Source organism: Thermocrinis sp., assembly GCF_036781485.1.
In the GTDB taxonomy this organism is placed as follows: Bacteria; Aquificota; Aquificia; order Aquificales; family Aquificaceae; genus Thermocrinis.
In genome coordinates, this window is sequence record NZ_DAIQAX010000006.1 from 1 (window position 1) to 16,047 (window position 16,047).

A 16,047-nucleotide genomic window follows, 5' to 3' on the forward strand; every position below is an offset into this window, starting at 1 on the left:
CTATCCTTTTGTTAGTATCCTCTATTCGCTTGTTCAAAAGGAAGGCATAGCCTGTCAAGATTCCTGCCATACTTGCTATAATCGTCAGTGTTTGGGTCCAGTCCATAGTCTAATTTTATTCCTTTTATCCTTAGGTGGAGATTCAGGAATTCGGTTTTAAAATATTATATGCCTACCTTATCATGGAAGAAGATCTATTCAAAGAAGAGGACATAACAAAGGCGCTGAAAAGAAAACCTTTGAACTTCAGTGAGCTCGCTAAACATTTTTCTGTAGATAAAAAAGGCAGAAAGGAACTAAAAAAAATCCTCAAAAAACTTAAAAAGAAAGGTCTTATAACTGTTAGCAATGGAAGGTATAGGTTAGCAGAAGAAGATATGGTTGTTGGCACGGTAATTGCCAATCCCAACGGTTTTGGCTTTCTTTCGTTGGGAGAAGGGAAAAAAGATCTATACATCCCTCCCTTTGAAATGGAAAAACTTCTGCACGGGGACAAAATAAGAGCTAGGGTAGTGGAGTTTGAGGGGAAGAAGGAAATAAGAGTTCTAAAAGTTCTAAAGAGGGGGAAAAAAGAAATAGTCTGCTCAATTAAAAGGACAAAAAAAGCATGCTATGGAATACCCTTAGATGAGAATAGTTTTCACACAGTAGCATTGCCACAAGGAGAATGTAAGGATCTAAAGGACGGTTATGTAGTGCTTGTGGAAATAACCCGTTATCCTTCCAAAAACTTTCCTATGGCTGGCAAGGTAAAACGGATTTTGGGAGATCCAAAAGAGAGAAATCTTATAGTTGATATACTCATATACGAGTACAGGTTGCCCACTGAACATAAGCCAGAAACCCTGAAAGAAGCAGAAAGGTTGTTTATTGATTGGGAAAAAGAACTTAAAAAAAGAAGAGACTTAAGAGATAACCTATGCTTTACCATAGATCCTCCAAAGGCAAGGGACTTTGACGATGCGGTAGCAATAGAAAAAACGCCAGAAGGTTACTATCGTCTTTGGGTGCACATAGCGGATGTTTCTTACTTTGTGAAAGAGGGCTCAGCTATTGATAAAGAAGCCTTTGAAAGAGGTTTTACCTTCTATCTTCCAGACAGAGCACTTCATATGCTCCCTGAAAAACTTTCTGCAGACCTTTGCAGTCTTAAACCAGAAGAAGACAAGCTTGCCTTTACGTGCGAAATGGTATTTAGCCCTAAGGGTGATCTGCTTTGGTATGACATATACGAAAGCGTAATAAGAAGTAAAGCAAGACTGACCTACGATGAAGCCCTTAGGTTAATAGTAGGGGACCCAGCCCTTGAAAAGAAATATCCCCATCTTGTAGAACCTTTGAGATTAATGGAAGATCTGTATAGGATCCTTTCTTACAGAAGATGGGAAAGGGGTAGTATAGACTTTGACCTACCCGAGGCAGAGGTAATAGTGGATGAATACGGAGAGCCTACCGCAGTAGTCCCCTATCAGCGCCACATAGCTCACAAAATAATAGAACACTTTATGATTTCTGCCAACGAAACGGTGGCAAAGCATCTTGAGACTGTAGGATACCCGTGTCTTTACAGGATTCACGAAAAACCAGATATGAAAAAATTAGAAAACTTGCTTGAAATTCTTGAGGGTCTTGGATACAAAGTTAAAAAACTTTCCCTTGAACCAAAGTTTTTTCAAAAAGTAATAGAAGACTTTGAAGGAAGGGATGAAGAGGACTTGGTGAGATTTTTGACATTGCGTAGTATGATGAAGGCCAGGTATTCACCCCACAACTTGGGACACTTTGGACTTGCAAGCGACGGATACGCACACTTTACCTCACCTATCAGAAGGTATGCAGATTTAGTGGTTCATAGACTTTTAAAGAAGGCTCTACGGGGAGAAGAAATAGACTATCAAAAAACGGTGGAGTATTTGGAGTTTGTAGGCGAACATTTGTCCATTCAGGAGGATCTGGCTGAAAAGGTAGAAAGAGAAGCAATAGACAGGTTGAAGGTTAGACTGATGAAAGGCAAAATAGGAGAAGAATTTGAAGGCATTATAACAGGTGTAGCATCTTTTGGGTTTTTTGTGGAGCTAAAAGACTACCTTGTAAGGGGATTAGTCAGCATAACTTCCTTAGAAGGGGATACATACATATATGACGAAAAGGCACACAGACTGGTAGGATACAGAACAGGAAAAGTTTATCGTTTGGGAGATAAGGTAAAGGTAAAGTTAGTATCCGTAGATGAAGAAAGGGCAAGACTAAACTTTGTGCTAAAAAAAGCTTAAAAACCTTCGTAAGATTGTTGGTATAGCTTTAGTATATCTTCCATGGAAGGCTCTACAGGATTTATCGGAAAAAGTCCCCTTGAGAGCATGTAGGTATCTTCTGCCAACCTTTCAAGCTTTTCTTTTTCCACTCCCAAGTCTTTAAGGTTTATACGCATTCCGACTTTTTCTAAAAAGTCTGCTACTGCAGAAACTGCCTTTTCAGGCTTAGGTTCGTATCCCATAATCTCCGCAAACAGAGCATACTTTTCTGGATTTCCTCTGTAGTTAAAGTTAGTTATAGCTGGTGCCAAAGCAGCAAGCCCTTCGGCATGGGCTATGTTTGGATAGTGTGCAGAAACTGGATGTTCCATACCATGAATTAGCGCTACCCTCTTTTTATCTATGGCAATACCTGCAAGCATGGCGGCATAGCTCATCCACTCCCTTGCTTTAAGATTGTTCGGCTCAGCTACTGCCACGGGCAACCACTCTTTTATTATCTTCAACGCTCTTATGGCTAAATCATCTGCGAAAGGGTTCTCTACCTTGTTGGTCAGCGACTCAAGGGCATGCATAAAAGCATCCACTCCGGTGATGGCAGTAAGCTTTGGGCTCATAGAAAGGCAAAGCTTTGGGTCTATTATGGCTACCTTTGGATAGTTTAAAGAGTGGGATATAACTAACTTCTCCTTTCTAATAGGGTTTGATATTACCGAGTAGCGATTCACTTCGCTTCCTGTTCCAGCGGTTGTGGGTATGCATATTACTGGTCTGTTAAGATAGGGGATGAGCCTTGGGCCTTCTGGGTAATTAACATAATCCCAAGCAAAGCCTTCGTTGGAAGAAACTATGGAAACTGCCTTTGCGGTATCCAAAGCACTACCACCACCTAAACCTACTATGTAATCTATTTTTTCTTCAACTACTATCTGGCTTGCCTCATTTACCATTTTATCCGTTGGATTGGGTTCTACTTTGTCGTAGATTATTATCTTTTCCGCTCCCCAACTTTTAAGAGAACTTAAAGCTTTATCCAAAGCACCGCTTTCCTTAGTGCTTTTTCTTCCGGTTATTATGATAGCCCTGTATCCGTATCTTTTTGCTACCTCTCCAAGACCTTTAATCCTTCCTCTACCAAAGATTATTTCAACAGGAAGGTAAAAGTCAAAGGTCATGCTTCTGTGATATCCTCTCTTTGGATTTCCATCTCCTCAGGTAGTGTGCCTTCAAACATCATAGGTGTATAGGTTGGGACTATTCCTTCCTCTTCCGCCTTTTCCGCACAGTGGGAATGATATCTGGTCCAAGGGATGGCTAAAAGTCTTTCGTATTCTATGTATTCCCCACAGTATTCACATACTCCGTAAGTGCCAGCCTGTATCTTCTGCAGTGCATAGTCAATCTCCTTTATAACGAACATCTCCCTAGCAGATAGGTTGTCCAGTATTTCTTGAGTGTAGGTCATTTGGCTAATATCTTCTTGGTCCCCTGGCTCCCTTATCTGCTCACCTATCCTGCTTTGGGTATCCTCTATCTTTCGGAACCTCTCCAGAAGTTTTTCTTTTTCTTGCTGAAGTTTTTCCTTGAGTATAGCCAACTGCTCTGGAGTTAGCATGGTTTAAACCTCCTCAATTAAGTTTTTTTGATTATACTACAGAAGTGAGTTAATTAGCTTCCTGTCTTTGCTTCGAGACGTTCAATTCTTAGGAGCATATCCCGAATTATCTCTTTGTTTGAAAGGGCTTCCTTTAACTCACCACTTATTTCAGATAGTTTATACTGCAGATGGTCTATTCTGTTGTTTATCTGATCAATCCTTTCGGTATTCTTCATTATTTCCGATTTTAATTCTGCTCTCGTATCGTCGATTCTTTTGTTAGTGTAATCAATCCTTTTGCTGATATCGTCAATTCTTTTGTTAGTGTCGTCAATCCTTTTGTTGATTTCATCAATTCTCATAGTGTTTTGCATAATCTCCGCCTTTAGTTCAGTCCTTGTTTCATCAATTCTTCTATTGATTTCATCTAACTTTTTTTCAAGTGAACTTTGGCGCTCTTCCAGTGAGCTAATTCTTGCTTCCATGCCAGCCATTCTTGCGTTCATAGATTCAATTGCCAACCTAAATCCGCTCAATTCACTTTCCACAGAAACCCTAAAAGCTTTGAACTCCTCCTTTAGCTCTCCTATTATCATGTCTTTTAGTTTTTGGGCTATTTTTTCCCACTCCATAACACATAAAATTATACAGATATCCATTTTTGGTTATAATTATTTTTTTGGAGGTATAAAAATGAAGAAAGGCATACACCCAGAGCTTAAACCAACAACGTTTGTATGTGGTTGTGGCAACACCTTTACTCTTCTGTCAACCAAAGGTGGCACTGTTTATCTTGAGTCGTGCAACGCATGCCACCCTTTCTACACTGGAAAGCTGAGAATAAAACCATTTTTGTTGGAATCTGTCACCAAGTCAGAAGATGCTTCTTAAGGACTTAGAGGAGAGGTTAAAGTTTATATACCAAAAATACTCTCAGTTACAGGTTCAACTCTCAGATCCAGAAGTTATAAAGGACAGGCATTTATACTCCAAACTAAGCAAAGAATACAAGAGCTTAGAACCTATCTACGAGGCTTACACAAAGTATTTGAAAATCCAAAAGGAGATAGAAGATATAAAAGAGCTTTTAAAAAGTAAGGAGTTTGAGGAACTGGCAAAAGAAGAGCTAAAAAGGTTGGAAAAGGAAGAGGAAAGTCTGGAGAAGGAAATAAAAAAACTTCTTCTTCCTCCTGACGAAAAGGATACAAAGAACGTGATATTAGAGATAAGGGCTGGGGTTGGTGGAGAGGAGGCAGCTCTATTTGCCGCAGACCTTTTGAATATGTATCAAAAGTATGCAGAAGAGAAAGGATGGAAATTTTCCATACTTACCGCACAAAAAACCGGATTAGGCGGGTACAAAGAGGTAATAGCTCTTATAGAGGGGAAAAATGTCTATTCTAAGCTAAAGTATGAAAGCGGGGTCCATCGTGTCCAGCGCATCCCAAAGACAGAGGCAGGAGGAAGAATACACACATCCACTGCAACGGTGGCAGTCCTTCCTGAGGTAGACGAGACAGAAGTGGAAATAGACCCTAAGGATTTAAGAATAGAGACCTTCAGAGCCAGCGGTGCAGGGGGCCAGTATGTGAATACAACAGAAACTGCCGTTAGAATTACCCATATACCTACGGGGATAGTTGTATCTTGTCAGGATGAGAGATCCCAGTTTCAAAACAAGCTAAAAGCTATGAAGATCTTATACGCAAGATTAAAAGACTATTACGAAAGACAAAAAGAGGAACAAATAGCTAAGGAGAGAAGGGAGCAGGTGGGTATGGGAGAGAGGAGTGAAAAAATAAGAACCTACAATTTTCCGCAGAACAGAGTGACGGACCATAGAATAAATTTTACCTCTCATAGGCTTCAGGACATATTAGAAGGAAAGTTGGACGAGATAATATCCGCTTTGGAAGAGTATGAAATAGAAGGAAGGCTAAAGGCGGACCTTCATCAGGTTTAAGCTAATGGAGCTTAAGGAAATACTCAAAAAATTAGACATTGTGGATGTTATATCCTCATACATAGATTTGCAGAGGTCTGGTAACAACTATAGAGCGAGGTGTCCTTTCCATCCGGACGACACTCCTTCCCTGTACGTTTCTCCGTCAAAGGGTATATGGAAATGTTTTGGTTGTGGTGTGGGAGGAGACGCAGTAAAGTTTGTGGCTCTCTATGAGAATATAAGCTATACTGAAGCACTCTTGGAATTGGCTAAAAAGTATAAACTGCCGGTAAAAGTTCAGTTCAAAAAGAAAGACGATAAGGTGTTGAACGCACTGAATATGGTGGCCGAATACTATCATAGAAACCTTAGGGAAAATCCTCAAGTTTTAGAATACCTCAAAAACAGAGGCATTCAGGAGAGGACTATAAAAAAGTTTCAGCTTGGCTATTCTCCTTCTTCCGAGCAATTGGTTAGCTTTTTAAAGGCAAACCAAATTTTGGAAATTTATGAAAAGACGGGAAACATTACAAAGATAGACGAAAAACACTACAAGGACCTTTTTGCAGGTAGGTTAATAATTCCTATAAGGGATATTAAAGGAAATGTGGTAGGCTTTGGCGGTAGGTCTCTGAAAGAATCTAACCCTAAATACTTGAACTCTCCAGAAACGGAAATTTTCAAAAAGAAAGAAATCCTTTATGGCTTCTATGAAGGGTTAGCCTATACGAAAGAAAGGAAAAGAATAATAATCGTAGAAGGGTACTTTGATGTTATGAGTATGCACCAGGAAGGTTTTCCAGAGACTGTAGCGCCCATGGGCACCTCTCTTGGACCAGATCATGCCAGGATAATATCGGCTTATGCAAAAGAAGTTATTCTAATGTTTGATGGGGACGAAGCGGGAAGAAGAGCTATAAGACAAACCATCCCTTATCTTCTAAGGGAAGGTTTAAATGTTAAAGTTTTTTTGCTTCCAGAAGGGGAAGACCCAGACACCCTTGTGAAAAAGCAAAAGAAGGACCTTCAGGTAGGATTGGAGGAAGTAAAAGACATCTTCAGTTGGCTGTTGGAAAAAGGGGACACCAAAGCAGTAGAAGATTACATATACTTTTGCGGTTTTGTGAAAGATAAACTCTTTCAGATGGAGCTTTTGACCGTCCTTTCAAAAAAAACTAACTTGCCTGTTTCCGTCCTTGCGGAAAAACTACCCAAGCCACAAGAGAAACAGGAAGAAAAAACAAAAGAAAAGCTTAGCTTTCACGAAAGGGTTTTCCTGTTTGGTTTATACAAAGGCTTTGGAAATAGAGAAGACTTATACAAAATCAACCTATCGCCATACGCTATGGAACTGGCGGAGGCAATACTTAGAGAGGATTATCATCTTGTCCCAGATGAGATAAAAAACCAAAGCTTTTACAATCCAGAAAGGGCTTTTGAAGAAAGTCTAAAGCATTTGATGATAAAGGGTAAAGTAGAAGAGCAAACAAACTTGCAAGAAATAAGAAAAAAGAAGACAATAGTCAGACTAAGAGGTATAAAAGAGGATTTATAATACTCTTTGCAGGAGGTAAGGTATGAATAGAAATCTTTTAGAAAACTTAACAGTTCAAAAAGAGAGCCCAGAGTATCTTCAGATAAGCATGGCCGCTGCCATGACCTTGGGTATTGTGCCGGGCCAGTTTTACAGAAATACAAAACTTAGTTGTATAAATACACTTCTAACCTACCCTTCCGGATGTCATGCTACCTGTGCTTACTGTGGTCTTCAGAAGGCGAGGGAAGTGGAATACTCAAAGAAAAACTTCATCAGGGTTGAGTGGCCTACGGTAAAGCTGGACGAGATAATAGATAGGGCAGAAAAGGTAGGACACGTAGAAAGGCTGTGCATAGCCCAGATAACTCACCCAAGAGCCATAAGGGACACAAAGGAAGTTTTGGAAAGGGTCTTAAAAAGGTTGGGAGACAAAATATTTGTTTCTTTGCTTATAAACGCCACGGGAACGACCTATCAGGATATGCTGGATTACAAAAAGCTTGGAGCAGATACTGTTACAGTAGCAATAGACTGCGGGACACCAGAGGTGTTTGAAAGGCTCAGAGGAAGACCTATGAATAGTCCTCACAGGTGGGAAACTTTCTGGAAAGTTTTGGAGTGGGCTTGTGATGTAATGGGGGATGGTTATGCAGGATGCCACCTTGTGGTAGGTTTGGGAGAGACTGAACAGGAGATGATAGAAACTATTCAAAAGGTCAGGGACCTTGGAGCAAGGACTCACCTTTTCTCTTTCTGGCCCGAAGAGGGTTCAATGATGGAGAAGGAACCTCCCTGCCCTGCGCCCCAGTATAGAAGAGTTCAGTTTGCAAGGTATTTAATAGACAATCAAATAGCTCGCTACGAGGACATGAAGTTTAACGAAAAGGGACAGGTTATAGACTTTGGCATTCCAAAGGAAACCTTTGAAGAGCTTTTCTGGAGCGGAAGGCCTTTTATGACCTCTGGATGTAGAGGAAAAACCACGGAAGTTGCCTGCAACAGACCCTTTGGAGACAGCTCACCCACAGACATAAGGAGCTATCCTTTCAAGCCAGAGAAGAGAGATTTAGAAAGAATAAGAAAACAGCTCTTTGATTACGAGATGACCACCAACTATCCTGACATACTTAATCCCAGCATACTTAGATACCAATGAGTATAGAGGGTTTGATAGCAGATTTAGGCTACGCAGGGTTTGCGGGGTTCGTGGTTGGCTTTGCGGTAAAAAAGCTTTTGAATCTCTTTTTAATGATGGTAGGGCTTTACTTTCTATCCCTCTTCTGGCTTCAGAATAAAGGCATTATTGACATAAACTGGGCACAGTTTTGGGTCCTTGTAAAATCTTTGTTCTCTGGAGTGGATGAGTTTGTCAAGGGTGCTTTAAAAACGGTGGCTTTCTCCTCTGCCTTCGTAGGTGGTTTCTTCTTGGGATTTAAAACTGGATAGAAGGTGAAAAGAAAAATAGTTCTGTGCATAACCGGTGCCAGCGGAAGCATCTATGGATACAGACTTCTTGAAGTCTTATACAGCATGGACTTTCAATTGGACCTTATAGTTTCTACCGCTGGTGCGGTGGTGCTAAAGGAAGAGTTAGATATCTCCTTAAAGGACATTCAACAAAAGTTTCCAAAGGTTCGCCTTATATCTGAGAGAGCTATAGCGGACAGGGTAGCCAGCGGATCAAGACTAATAAACTATGCTGGCGTTTTAATCGCCCCCTGTTCAATGAGCACGCTCGCTTGCGTGGCAAATGGTGTAAATCAAAACCTCATCCACAGAGTTAGCGAGACAGCCCTAAAGGAAAAAGTTCCATTAGTTCTTATCATCAGAGAAGCTCCCTACTCTTTGATCCATCTGGAAAACATGCTAAAGGTTGCCAAGGCGGGTGCTACCATCTTACCAGCCAGTCCTGCCTTTTATCACAAGCCCAAAAGCGTGGAGGATATGGTAGATTTCGTGGTAGGTAAAGCTCTGGACTGTCTAAGAATTGAGCACAACCTTTACAGAAGGTGGAAAACAGAAGACCAAGGATAAAATTATTTTCATCATAGAGGATTCGGTCCGCGAAGGAAATTAAAGGATCACCTTCCAGGACAGAGAGGTCCAAACCTACTACACTAAACACTTTAACATGGTAGAAATAGACATAAAGGGAAACTTGGAGTTGGTGGATTTTGACGGTAAAAAGCTCACAGAGAGACAGTTTGCTTTAAAGCACGGCGTTAGGCTAACACCTGTCTTTATGTTCCTCGACAAGAAAGGTGACGTTGTAGCCAAAGTGCCTGGCTACATAGAACCGAGGGAGTTTTTACTTATAGGAAGGTGGATAGTAGAAGAACACTACAAAAGGACTAATTTAGTTAATTTCTTGAGAGAGAATAAAAAATGATCCTTTTCCTCCTGCTTCTGTTTTCCATATGCTACGGGCAGGAGGTTATCAAGCTTGACATAAAAAAAGCCTACCAGTTGGCACTGAGCAAAAATCTGGAAATTAGAAAAATGCTAAACGAGTTATCCTCCTTGGAAGCACGGGAAGTGGAATCTAAACTTTTTTTCCTTCCCAACATAGTCTTTGGAACGGGTGTTATTTATAACTCTCAAAGGGATGAATGGGAAAAGCCTTATGGAATTAGTTTTTTGAGCACGCTGTATGAATACAGAAAAACAATACCTAAGATAAGGTCTGCCAGACTGAGAACGGAAATGCAGAGAGAGGATAAAGAAGCTCTTACTTGCCCTATATGATCAGAGATTGGAAGAGTCCAACAGGTTTTTTGACCTTAGACTGCAACTAAGGGGAGAGATAGGAAACACTTTAAGGACAGGAGCCCCCATAACTAAAGCATACAGCCAAGAAGGTTGGCGCGTTGGTGTGGAGATAATACTGCCCATCTTTGACCCAACCACTCCCTTTAATCTAATTGAACTTAGCAATCAGAAAAAGTCCTTGCTTTTGGAGATTGAGGATTCTATAAAACAGCTTGAGCTAACAATACATTCAGCAGAACCCTTAGAAGGTCTGAATACGAGCTTGAGCTTGCCTTTGATTTGGGCTATGCTATGGCAGAAAAATCCGAGTCAGAAAGACAGGTTATGAAGGCAAAGTATGAAATAATGCTATTTCTTGCTAAACTATACAGCGCTATTGGATTAGATCCGTTTTTAGTTTTGGAGGGAAGCCATGATTTTATTAAGTCTGATTAGTCTTTTGATGTTTTCCTTTGGTTTTTCTCAAGAAGTAGAGGTTTATGCCATAGTTAAAGGGATAGTAATGAAGGTCTATGTCAAAGAAGGACAAAGGGTGGAGAAAGGCCAACTGCTTGTGGAGATAGATCCTTCCCTCTATCTTTCGGAGATTGAAAAACTCAGAGCACAGCTCTTAGCCCAAAGGCTAAAACTTGACAAAGTTGAAAGAGAATTTAGAAGGTATGAAAGCCTTTACGAGAGGGGGTTACTCTCAAGAAGCGAATACGAAGATTGGAAAAACAAATACGAGAGGGAGGAGGCTGTTTATAAATCCATCCAATCTGAGCTAAAGGGTTTAGAGAAGCTACTGGAATACTGCAGAATAGTTTCTCCTGCCAAGGGCGTATTAAAGAGGTTGCTGGTGAGGGAAAACTCCTTTGTAAATGGAACGATGAACCCTCATCTTCTGATGGTCATTGAGGATAGGTGAATACAAGGCATATATCAATTTGGGATTTTCGAAAGATCACTCTTCCTCTATCAAACCTTCTATTGGGACTTCTTTTAGTCTTTCAACACCGTAAGGATTTGCCACCCATGGAACTTTCAAAAAAGGGTAGTCAGCGGAAGAACAGCAGTTTATCACTATCTTTGTTCTTATAAAGCCGTTGTTTTTTAACATCTCTGCCTCTTGCATTGAGAGTGGCTCTTCCCTTGCTACTGCATAGAGTAAGCCTTTAGTTTTTAAGGTTTGAACCAAAAACTTTACCTTTTCAGACCTTTCTTTTAAGAGCTTTGGCAAGCTCCTTTCTCTTCCCATAAACCTGTCTATCTCTTTCTGCTTTTCTCCAAGCTTGACAAGAAAGTTAAGCCACTCATCCACCATTTGTAGGGAACTAAAAAACCTTAGAATCTGTCCAGTTGGAGCAAAGTCCAAAACAACATAACTGTAGTTGGGAATTATCTCAGCAAGCTTATCAAAGACAGCAGTCTCTAAGGAGGTGGGAGAAGAGGATATAATAGAAGCAAACTTCTTTGCTCCTTCAAGAACCGACCTTGATACAGTTTCCTCTAAACTATTTAGCACTTTGCTAACGTACTGCTCTGCGATCCTTTGAGCGTCAAACTCCACCGCGTGTAAGTTTGGGAAAACTTGCACAATCTCACTTCCCACAGAAACTCCTAATATCCCAGATAGAGAATGGGCTGGGTCTATGGAAGCTAAGAGGGTATTACCTTTGTGAGATAGCTTGATAGCTAAGGTGCAAGCTAAAGTGCTTTTCCCAACGCCCCCTTTCCCACCGAACATATAAACCCTTTTTAGCAACACGGTAGAAAGCTTAGGCTAAAATGCTCTAAACCCAAGGTCCTGTGCCAAAGATGGAATTCAGAAAGAAGCTCCGGATAAAGATCCAAGATGTATATTCCAAGGGGGTTGTCAAGTCCGAACCAGTCTAAGAACATACAAAAGAGGAGGACAGACCTCAGGTCCCTGAAGTCCACCTCCACAGGCTTTTTAAAGTGAAGCTCAACAAATTGGCTAAAGAGCTCTTTTACTTTACGGACATTATCCACTGTGCCAGCTGTTTTGCCTCCGCATCGGTCACGTTTTGAGGTGGCATAGGCACAGAGCCCCAAACACCAGCTCCACCCTTTTTGATCTTGCCAGCCAAGTAATCTACGGCGTCTGCTTTGCCGGCATACTTTTTAGCTATGTCTGTGTAAGATGGGCCTACTTTCTTTGCCTTCATATCATGACATGCCATACAGCCCTTTTGCTTAGCAAGTTGCTCGTTGGCAAAGGACACACTTGCAAGGCCAACTACCAAGAGCATGAGGACCTTTTTCATGACAACACCTCCTAAACAAGGTTATTCAATAGTATTATAATATACGCACATTACCCAAAAAATCATGAAAATTGGCATTTTTGACTCGGGTGTAGGCGGGCTAACTGTTTTGAAGGCACTCAGGGAAGAGCTACCCTTTGTGGATTTTTTTTACTTGGGGGACACCGCCCGAGTGCCTTACGGTGGCAAGTCTAAGGAAACCATCCAAAGATACAGCCTTGAGTGTGCAGACTTTCTCCTGTCCTTTGGCATAGAGCTTTTGGTAGTTGCATGCAACACCGCCAGCGCCTATGCCTTGGAATCTTTAAAAGAGAGTTTAAGCATACCCGTGGTGGGGGTAGTTCAGCCCGGTGTCGAACAAGCCCTAAGGGTTTCAAAGAATAAGAGAATAGGGGTCATAGGCACAAAGGGCACCGTGCATAGCGCAGTCTATCAAAGTCTACTAAAAGAACGGGGCGCACAGCCCATAGCCAAAGCTTGTCCTCTCTTTGTTCCATTGGTGGAAGAGGGTATAATCAAAGGCAAGATCGCCCAAAGCGTAGTGGAGTATTATCTGGAGGAGTTGAAGGGCAAAGTAGACACCCTCATACTTGCCTGCACCCACTACCCCCTGCTTAAGGAAACCATAAAGGAGTTTATGGGAGAGGTGGAGGTTGTGGATTCTGCTTATGCGGTTGCTCAAAAGGTTAAAGAACTGGCAAAAAACGAAGGAAACGGAACACTAAGGCTTTTCTTTACAGACAACTCTCCCAACCTTAGCCACCTTATAAAGCTGATCCTTGGAGAAGAGCAAAGCTACGAAACCATACCAATTCTTTGCAAGCTTTGAGCATGCGTGCATTGGTGCAAAGGGTAAAAGCTTCTTGGGTGGTAGTAGATGGAAAAGAGGTAGGTAAGATAGAAAGAGGCTTAAACATACTTCTTGGAATTAGGGTGGGAGACACGGAGGAAAAGGCCAATAAGCTAGTGGAAAAGGTGCTCCATCTGAGGATTTTTGAAGACGAGCTTGGTAGGTTTCAGTATTCCCTTTTGGATGTGGGGGGTTCTGCTCTGGTGGTGTCCCAATTTACCCTGTATGCAAACACCCAAAAGGGTAGGAGACCAAGTTTTGAAGAGGCAGAAAAGCCCGAGAGGGCAAAGCAACTCTACGAATACTTTGTAAAAAAACTCTCCGAGTATGTACCAGTTCAGACGGGTATCTTTGGTGCTCACATGGAGGTTTTTATCCTAAACGACGGTCCGGTTACTATACTCTTGGAGGCTTAAAGCTCAATCTCCAAGAGCATACCAAAGGGAACGGCCAAGCCACTGAGGTATAAGGTGCCCGGTCTCAGCAAAGGCAGTAAATTCAAAAGCCCCCAGTCCCTTTCTCCAAAAAACACAGACACCGCATCCAAGTCGTTTTTGGTCACAAGCCTAAAGATAGCCTGAGTGTTCATCTGGGAGAGTATGTATTTGTTTAGGTTTGCTGGTCTTTGGGTTATGGCTATAAGCCCAACCCCAAACTTTCTCCCTTCAAGGGCTATCCTCTTTGTCATTTGCAAGGCTATGTTTTCTCTTCCTGTGGGCAGGTCAATGGCTCCTCTTTCTGGTGCAAAGTTATGAGCCTCTTCGAGAACCACAAGCCTTTTTTTGCCATCCTTCATAGAAGAAAGAAATATCTCTTTCATAATAAGTCCTACAAGATTTAGGCGTGACTCTGGGTCAATCAGGTCGCTCAGATCACACAAAACTAAAGGTTTTTGGGAGCTAACAGCTTGCATAGCTTTTTGCCAAACTTCTTTCTGATTTTTTATAGCCTCTTCTCCAAAGTCCCTTGAGAGGAGGTCCAAAAGCTCTTGGGAGTATTCTTTGATGTCCTTGGGTGCATCCAACAGCATATCCTCCAAAGACCTTTCGCTGTACGCTATTTTTCTCAAGTCTGGCTTTAAGAACTTTCTTACTTTCCCAAAAAAGCTCCTCTCTTCTGCAGACCTTTCGCTTAGATCAATTCCATACCTTTTGAAAAGCTCCTTTACGTCATCCACGCATATGGGAAATAGGGTATAGGGAAATTTCACATATTCCAGATTGTCATCTTCCAGCCTTTTATGGTATTCTCCAAACAGGTCTATAACAAACACCTGTGCGTAGTTTAGGTCTTTTATGTTTTTTAAAAGCCTTGCTACAAAGGTGGTTTTGCCAGAACCCGTGGTGCCTAAAACTGCCATGTGCATACTGGCAATCTTTGTAAGGTCTAAGTATGCTGGAGTTTTAACTCCAAACAACCTTCCTGCAAATACTTTAACGTCCATAGGATAGCCCGACATGTTGGTGCTCATAAGCTCCAAAAGCCCTTCCTCCTCGTCCATTTTCAATAACTGCGTCCCCACGTCCAAAACCTTCAAGGGAACACCAAAAGAGCTCTCTTTTTCTTCCTCTTTGGTTCTTACGTATTCACAAACCACATGAACTCTGCCAACTTTTATCCTTCCACTCTCCTCTGCCATGCTATTTATCAATGCAACAACCCAGTCTTTTTGCACTATTTTTGCGCTCTGCCAAAGGTTTTCCATGCCTAAACTGTTTATGTGGTTTATCTTGCAAACCAGAAAACCTTTTTCTGTATTTACCTTTAAGAAGCTTTGCTCGGGTAAGTCCTCCAATAGTAGTGCGTCCAGTTCAGTGGAAGAGTAAGACTTTATAACTACCGCTATCGCTCTTTTGTCTATCTTTACCGATTCCTTCTTTACAACTTCCCAAAGGTCCAAAAGCTCCTTTATTTTAGCCTCTTCGTCCAAGCTTATTACCGCTTCTAAGTTACCTTCCCTAACCCCTGTATATGTAAGATTGGCAGAACCTACGTAAGCCTTCTTGTCATCCACTATCACAAACTTTGCATGCAACCTCGGGTTTATGTAGATCTCACCGCCAAAATCTCTAACTGCTTTGAATGCTCTGTAATCGCTTATTTCAAGGTCCTTTTTTTCGCCAGCTCTGAGTATAACCTCTAACTTTACCCCACTTTTTATTACATTTACCATCTCTTCAAGAATCTCCCCCCTAATCCAAGCGGAGACTATCTTTACAGATTCTTTTGCAGAGGATACATCTTCTAATAATTTCTGGAAGATCATAATAAAATTATCTTACAGGCACTCCTACTGAATATTCATAAACCAATTTCCCCCCAAGACTACCTTGATAAAACACTCCAAAAACCAGTACAAAGCAAAGGATCAAGTGCAAAACTCTAAACACAAGACTTTTGTTTATCAAAAAGCTAAGCAGGGACACTACCAATGACATTCCAAACAAGGCAAATCCAATACTTTCGTGCCTGTGAAGGACTTCTTCCGCCTCCTCCTGTATGGGAATGTTCTCTATACTTTCGTGGATAATGTAGCCGGTTATCACGGAGCTAAGTATAGCAAGAAAGCTTAGAACAGAGAGGGCTATGATGAGATCTTTTTCTCTCCTTTTGGTTAAAGCGTAATAGAGGGATGCCAAGAGAAGGATTGTGGGCAAAGCTACTGAAAAGTGCGTGGTGGGTGGATGTAGCTTAACCACCGGCGGATAGTAAATCCTCTCTTCGGGCTTTAACTCTTGGGTTTGAGTTTTTTCATGAGGCAGTGCGATGCTCAAACCTAAGGTCATAGTCAGCAATAGTTTATAAATTACCTTCATTTTTCAACCTC

General features: G+C 41.4%; 20 protein-coding genes. 13 read left to right on the top strand and 7 right to left on the bottom strand.

Going from position 1 to position 16,047, the window contains the following annotated elements:
- Window positions 1-182: 182 nt before the first annotated feature.
- Complete coding sequence (rnr, locus tag V7P40_RS04425) at window positions 183-2,273, top strand: ribonuclease R (protein WP_333784770.1); 2,091 nt, start codon at window positions 183-185, stop codon at window positions 2,271-2,273.
- Here the strand turns inward: rnr and V7P40_RS04430 are convergent.
- Genes V7P40_RS04430 through V7P40_RS04440 form a run of 3 tightly spaced genes read right to left on the bottom strand, consistent with a single transcriptional unit; the run spans window position 2,270 to window position 4,484 of the window.
- Window positions 2,270-3,430: an iron-containing alcohol dehydrogenase gene (locus tag V7P40_RS04430; protein WP_333784771.1), complete on the bottom strand. Its 1,161-nt coding sequence runs from the start codon at window positions 3,428-3,430 to the stop codon at window positions 2,270-2,272. The two genes, rnr and V7P40_RS04430, sit on opposite strands and share 4 nt — an antisense overlap.
- On the bottom strand, window positions 3,427-3,870 hold the full coding sequence (locus V7P40_RS04435) for a TraR/DksA family transcriptional regulator (protein WP_333784772.1): 444 nt from the start codon (window positions 3,868-3,870) through the stop codon (window positions 3,427-3,429). Before V7P40_RS04435 ends, V7P40_RS04430 begins: the two co-directional genes overlap by 4 nt.
- Before the next feature lie 53 nt (window positions 3,871-3,923).
- Window positions 3,924-4,484: a hypothetical protein gene (locus tag V7P40_RS04440; RefSeq protein ID WP_333784773.1), complete on the bottom strand. Its 561-nt coding sequence runs from the start codon at window positions 4,482-4,484 to the stop codon at window positions 3,924-3,926.
- A 61-nt stretch (window positions 4,485-4,545) separates the two neighbouring features.
- Between V7P40_RS04440 and rpmE the strand changes: the two genes are divergently transcribed.
- The 10 genes from rpmE to V7P40_RS04490 all read left to right on the top strand — a co-directional run bounded on the left by rpmE (window position 4,546) and on the right by V7P40_RS04490 (window position 11,010).
- Window positions 4,546-4,743: a 50S ribosomal protein L31 gene (rpmE, locus tag V7P40_RS04445; protein ID WP_333784774.1), complete on the top strand. Its 198-nt coding sequence runs from the start codon at window positions 4,546-4,548 to the stop codon at window positions 4,741-4,743.
- Window positions 4,733-5,815 (top strand): peptide chain release factor 1, encoded by a 1,083-nt coding sequence (prfA, locus tag V7P40_RS04450; protein WP_333784775.1) that lies wholly within the window; start codon window positions 4,733-4,735, stop codon window positions 5,813-5,815. The genes rpmE and prfA overlap by 11 nt, the downstream gene beginning before the upstream one ends.
- A 4-nt stretch (window positions 5,816-5,819) precedes the next feature.
- The gene (gene dnaG / locus V7P40_RS04455) at window positions 5,820-7,352 is read left to right on the top strand and encodes a DNA primase (protein ID WP_333784776.1); all 1,533 of its coding nucleotides are present in this window, start codon (window positions 5,820-5,822) and stop codon (window positions 7,350-7,352) included.
- Between the two features lie 22 nt (window positions 7,353-7,374).
- Complete coding sequence (locus tag V7P40_RS04460; protein WP_333784777.1) at window positions 7,375-8,490, top strand: radical SAM protein; 1,116 nt, start codon at window positions 7,375-7,377, stop codon at window positions 8,488-8,490.
- Window positions 8,487-8,780: an FUN14 domain-containing protein gene (locus V7P40_RS04465; protein WP_333784778.1), complete on the top strand. Its 294-nt coding sequence runs from the start codon at window positions 8,487-8,489 to the stop codon at window positions 8,778-8,780. Before V7P40_RS04460 ends, V7P40_RS04465 begins: the two co-directional genes overlap by 4 nt.
- Before the next feature lie 3 nt (window positions 8,781-8,783).
- The gene (locus V7P40_RS04470; RefSeq protein ID WP_333784779.1) at window positions 8,784-9,368 is read left to right on the top strand and encodes a UbiX family flavin prenyltransferase; all 585 of its coding nucleotides are present in this window, start codon (window positions 8,784-8,786) and stop codon (window positions 9,366-9,368) included.
- 46 nt (window positions 9,369-9,414) lie between these two features.
- The gene (locus tag V7P40_RS04475; RefSeq protein WP_333784879.1) at window positions 9,415-9,723 is read left to right on the top strand and encodes a thioredoxin fold domain-containing protein; all 309 of its coding nucleotides are present in this window, start codon (window positions 9,415-9,417) and stop codon (window positions 9,721-9,723) included.
- Entirely contained in the window at window positions 9,720-10,079 is a 360-nt protein-coding gene (locus V7P40_RS04480) for a TolC family protein (protein WP_333784780.1), read from the top strand. The genes V7P40_RS04475 and V7P40_RS04480 overlap by 4 nt, the downstream gene beginning before the upstream one ends.
- Window positions 10,080-10,086: 7 nt before the next feature.
- Window positions 10,087-10,431 (top strand): hypothetical protein, encoded by a 345-nt coding sequence (locus tag V7P40_RS04485; protein ID WP_333784781.1) that lies wholly within the window; start codon window positions 10,087-10,089, stop codon window positions 10,429-10,431.
- An 84-nt stretch (window positions 10,432-10,515) separates the two neighbouring features.
- Window positions 10,516-11,010, top strand: a complete 495-nt coding sequence (locus V7P40_RS04490) for a biotin/lipoyl-binding protein (RefSeq protein ID WP_333784782.1) — start codon at window positions 10,516-10,518, stop codon at window positions 11,008-11,010.
- 36 nt (window positions 11,011-11,046) lie between these two features.
- On the opposite strand, the gene V7P40_RS04495 is transcribed toward V7P40_RS04490, so the two are convergent.
- Window positions 11,047-11,829, bottom strand: a complete 783-nt coding sequence (locus V7P40_RS04495; RefSeq protein ID WP_333784783.1) for an ArsA family ATPase — start codon at window positions 11,827-11,829, stop codon at window positions 11,047-11,049.
- 244 nt (window positions 11,830-12,073) lie between these two features.
- Entirely contained in the window at window positions 12,074-12,370 is a 297-nt protein-coding gene (locus V7P40_RS04500; RefSeq protein ID WP_333784784.1) for a c-type cytochrome, read from the bottom strand.
- Window positions 12,371-12,434: 64 nt separating this feature from the next.
- Between V7P40_RS04500 and murI the strand changes: the two genes are divergently transcribed.
- Window positions 12,435-13,199 carry a glutamate racemase gene (gene murI / locus V7P40_RS04505; RefSeq protein WP_333784785.1) on the top strand — a complete coding sequence of 255 codons (765 nt, stop codon included), beginning with the start codon at window positions 12,435-12,437 and terminating at the stop codon, window positions 13,197-13,199.
- Between the two features lie 2 nt (window positions 13,200-13,201).
- On the top strand, window positions 13,202-13,636 hold the full coding sequence (gene dtd, locus V7P40_RS04510; RefSeq protein WP_333784786.1) for a D-aminoacyl-tRNA deacylase: 435 nt from the start codon (window positions 13,202-13,204) through the stop codon (window positions 13,634-13,636).
- On the opposite strand, the gene V7P40_RS04515 is transcribed toward dtd, so the two are convergent.
- Both V7P40_RS04515 and V7P40_RS04520 read right to left on the bottom strand, forming a co-directional pair.
- A complete protein-coding gene (locus V7P40_RS04515) occupies window positions 13,633-15,486 on the bottom strand; it encodes a DUF87 domain-containing protein (protein ID WP_333784787.1) in 1,854 nt (617 codons plus the stop codon). The genes dtd and V7P40_RS04515 overlap by 4 nt on opposite strands.
- Before the next feature lie 7 nt (window positions 15,487-15,493).
- The gene (locus V7P40_RS04520; RefSeq protein ID WP_333784788.1) at window positions 15,494-16,036 is read right to left on the bottom strand and encodes a DUF2231 domain-containing protein; all 543 of its coding nucleotides are present in this window, start codon (window positions 16,034-16,036) and stop codon (window positions 15,494-15,496) included.
- Between the last annotated feature and the right edge of the window lie 11 nt (window positions 16,037-16,047).

Bases quoted from the DNA above. Each gene is read 5' to 3' on its own strand.
- V7P40_RS04520 (WP_333784788.1), bottom strand. From the start codon at position 16,036: ATGAAGGTAATTTATAAACTATTGCTGACTATGACCTTAGGTTTGAGC.
- murI (WP_333784785.1), top strand. From the start codon at position 12,435: ATGAAAATTGGCATTTTTGACTCGGGTGTAGGCGGGCTAACTGTTTTG.
- V7P40_RS04495 (WP_333784783.1), bottom strand. From the start codon at position 11,829: ATGTTCGGTGGGAAAGGGGGCGTTGGGAAAAGCACTTTAGCTTGCACC.
- V7P40_RS04435 (WP_333784772.1), bottom strand. From the start codon at position 3,870: ATGCTAACTCCAGAGCAGTTGGCTATACTCAAGGAAAAACTTCAGCAA.
- V7P40_RS04480 (WP_333784780.1), top strand. From the start codon at position 9,720: ATGATCCTTTTCCTCCTGCTTCTGTTTTCCATATGCTACGGGCAGGAG.
- V7P40_RS04465 (WP_333784778.1), top strand. From the start codon at position 8,487: ATGAGTATAGAGGGTTTGATAGCAGATTTAGGCTACGCAGGGTTTGCG.
- V7P40_RS04440 (WP_333784773.1), bottom strand. From the start codon at position 4,484: ATGGAGTGGGAAAAAATAGCCCAAAAACTAAAAGACATGATAATAGGA.
- V7P40_RS04460 (WP_333784777.1), top strand. From the start codon at position 7,375: ATGAATAGAAATCTTTTAGAAAACTTAACAGTTCAAAAAGAGAGCCCA.
- V7P40_RS04515 (WP_333784787.1), bottom strand. From the start codon at position 15,486: ATGATCTTCCAGAAATTATTAGAAGATGTATCCTCTGCAAAAGAATCT.
- prfA (WP_333784775.1), top strand. From the start codon at position 4,733: ATGCTTCTTAAGGACTTAGAGGAGAGGTTAAAGTTTATATACCAAAAA.
- rpmE (WP_333784774.1), top strand. From the start codon at position 4,546: ATGAAGAAAGGCATACACCCAGAGCTTAAACCAACAACGTTTGTATGT.
- V7P40_RS04490 (WP_333784782.1), top strand. From the start codon at position 10,516: ATGATTTTATTAAGTCTGATTAGTCTTTTGATGTTTTCCTTTGGTTTT.
- dtd (WP_333784786.1), top strand. From the start codon at position 13,202: ATGCGTGCATTGGTGCAAAGGGTAAAAGCTTCTTGGGTGGTAGTAGAT.
- V7P40_RS04500 (WP_333784784.1), bottom strand. From the start codon at position 12,370: ATGAAAAAGGTCCTCATGCTCTTGGTAGTTGGCCTTGCAAGTGTGTCC.
- rnr (WP_333784770.1), top strand. From the start codon at position 183: ATGGAAGAAGATCTATTCAAAGAAGAGGACATAACAAAGGCGCTGAAA.
- V7P40_RS04430 (WP_333784771.1), bottom strand. From the start codon at position 3,430: ATGACCTTTGACTTTTACCTTCCTGTTGAAATAATCTTTGGTAGAGGA.
- dnaG (WP_333784776.1), top strand. From the start codon at position 5,820: ATGGAGCTTAAGGAAATACTCAAAAAATTAGACATTGTGGATGTTATA.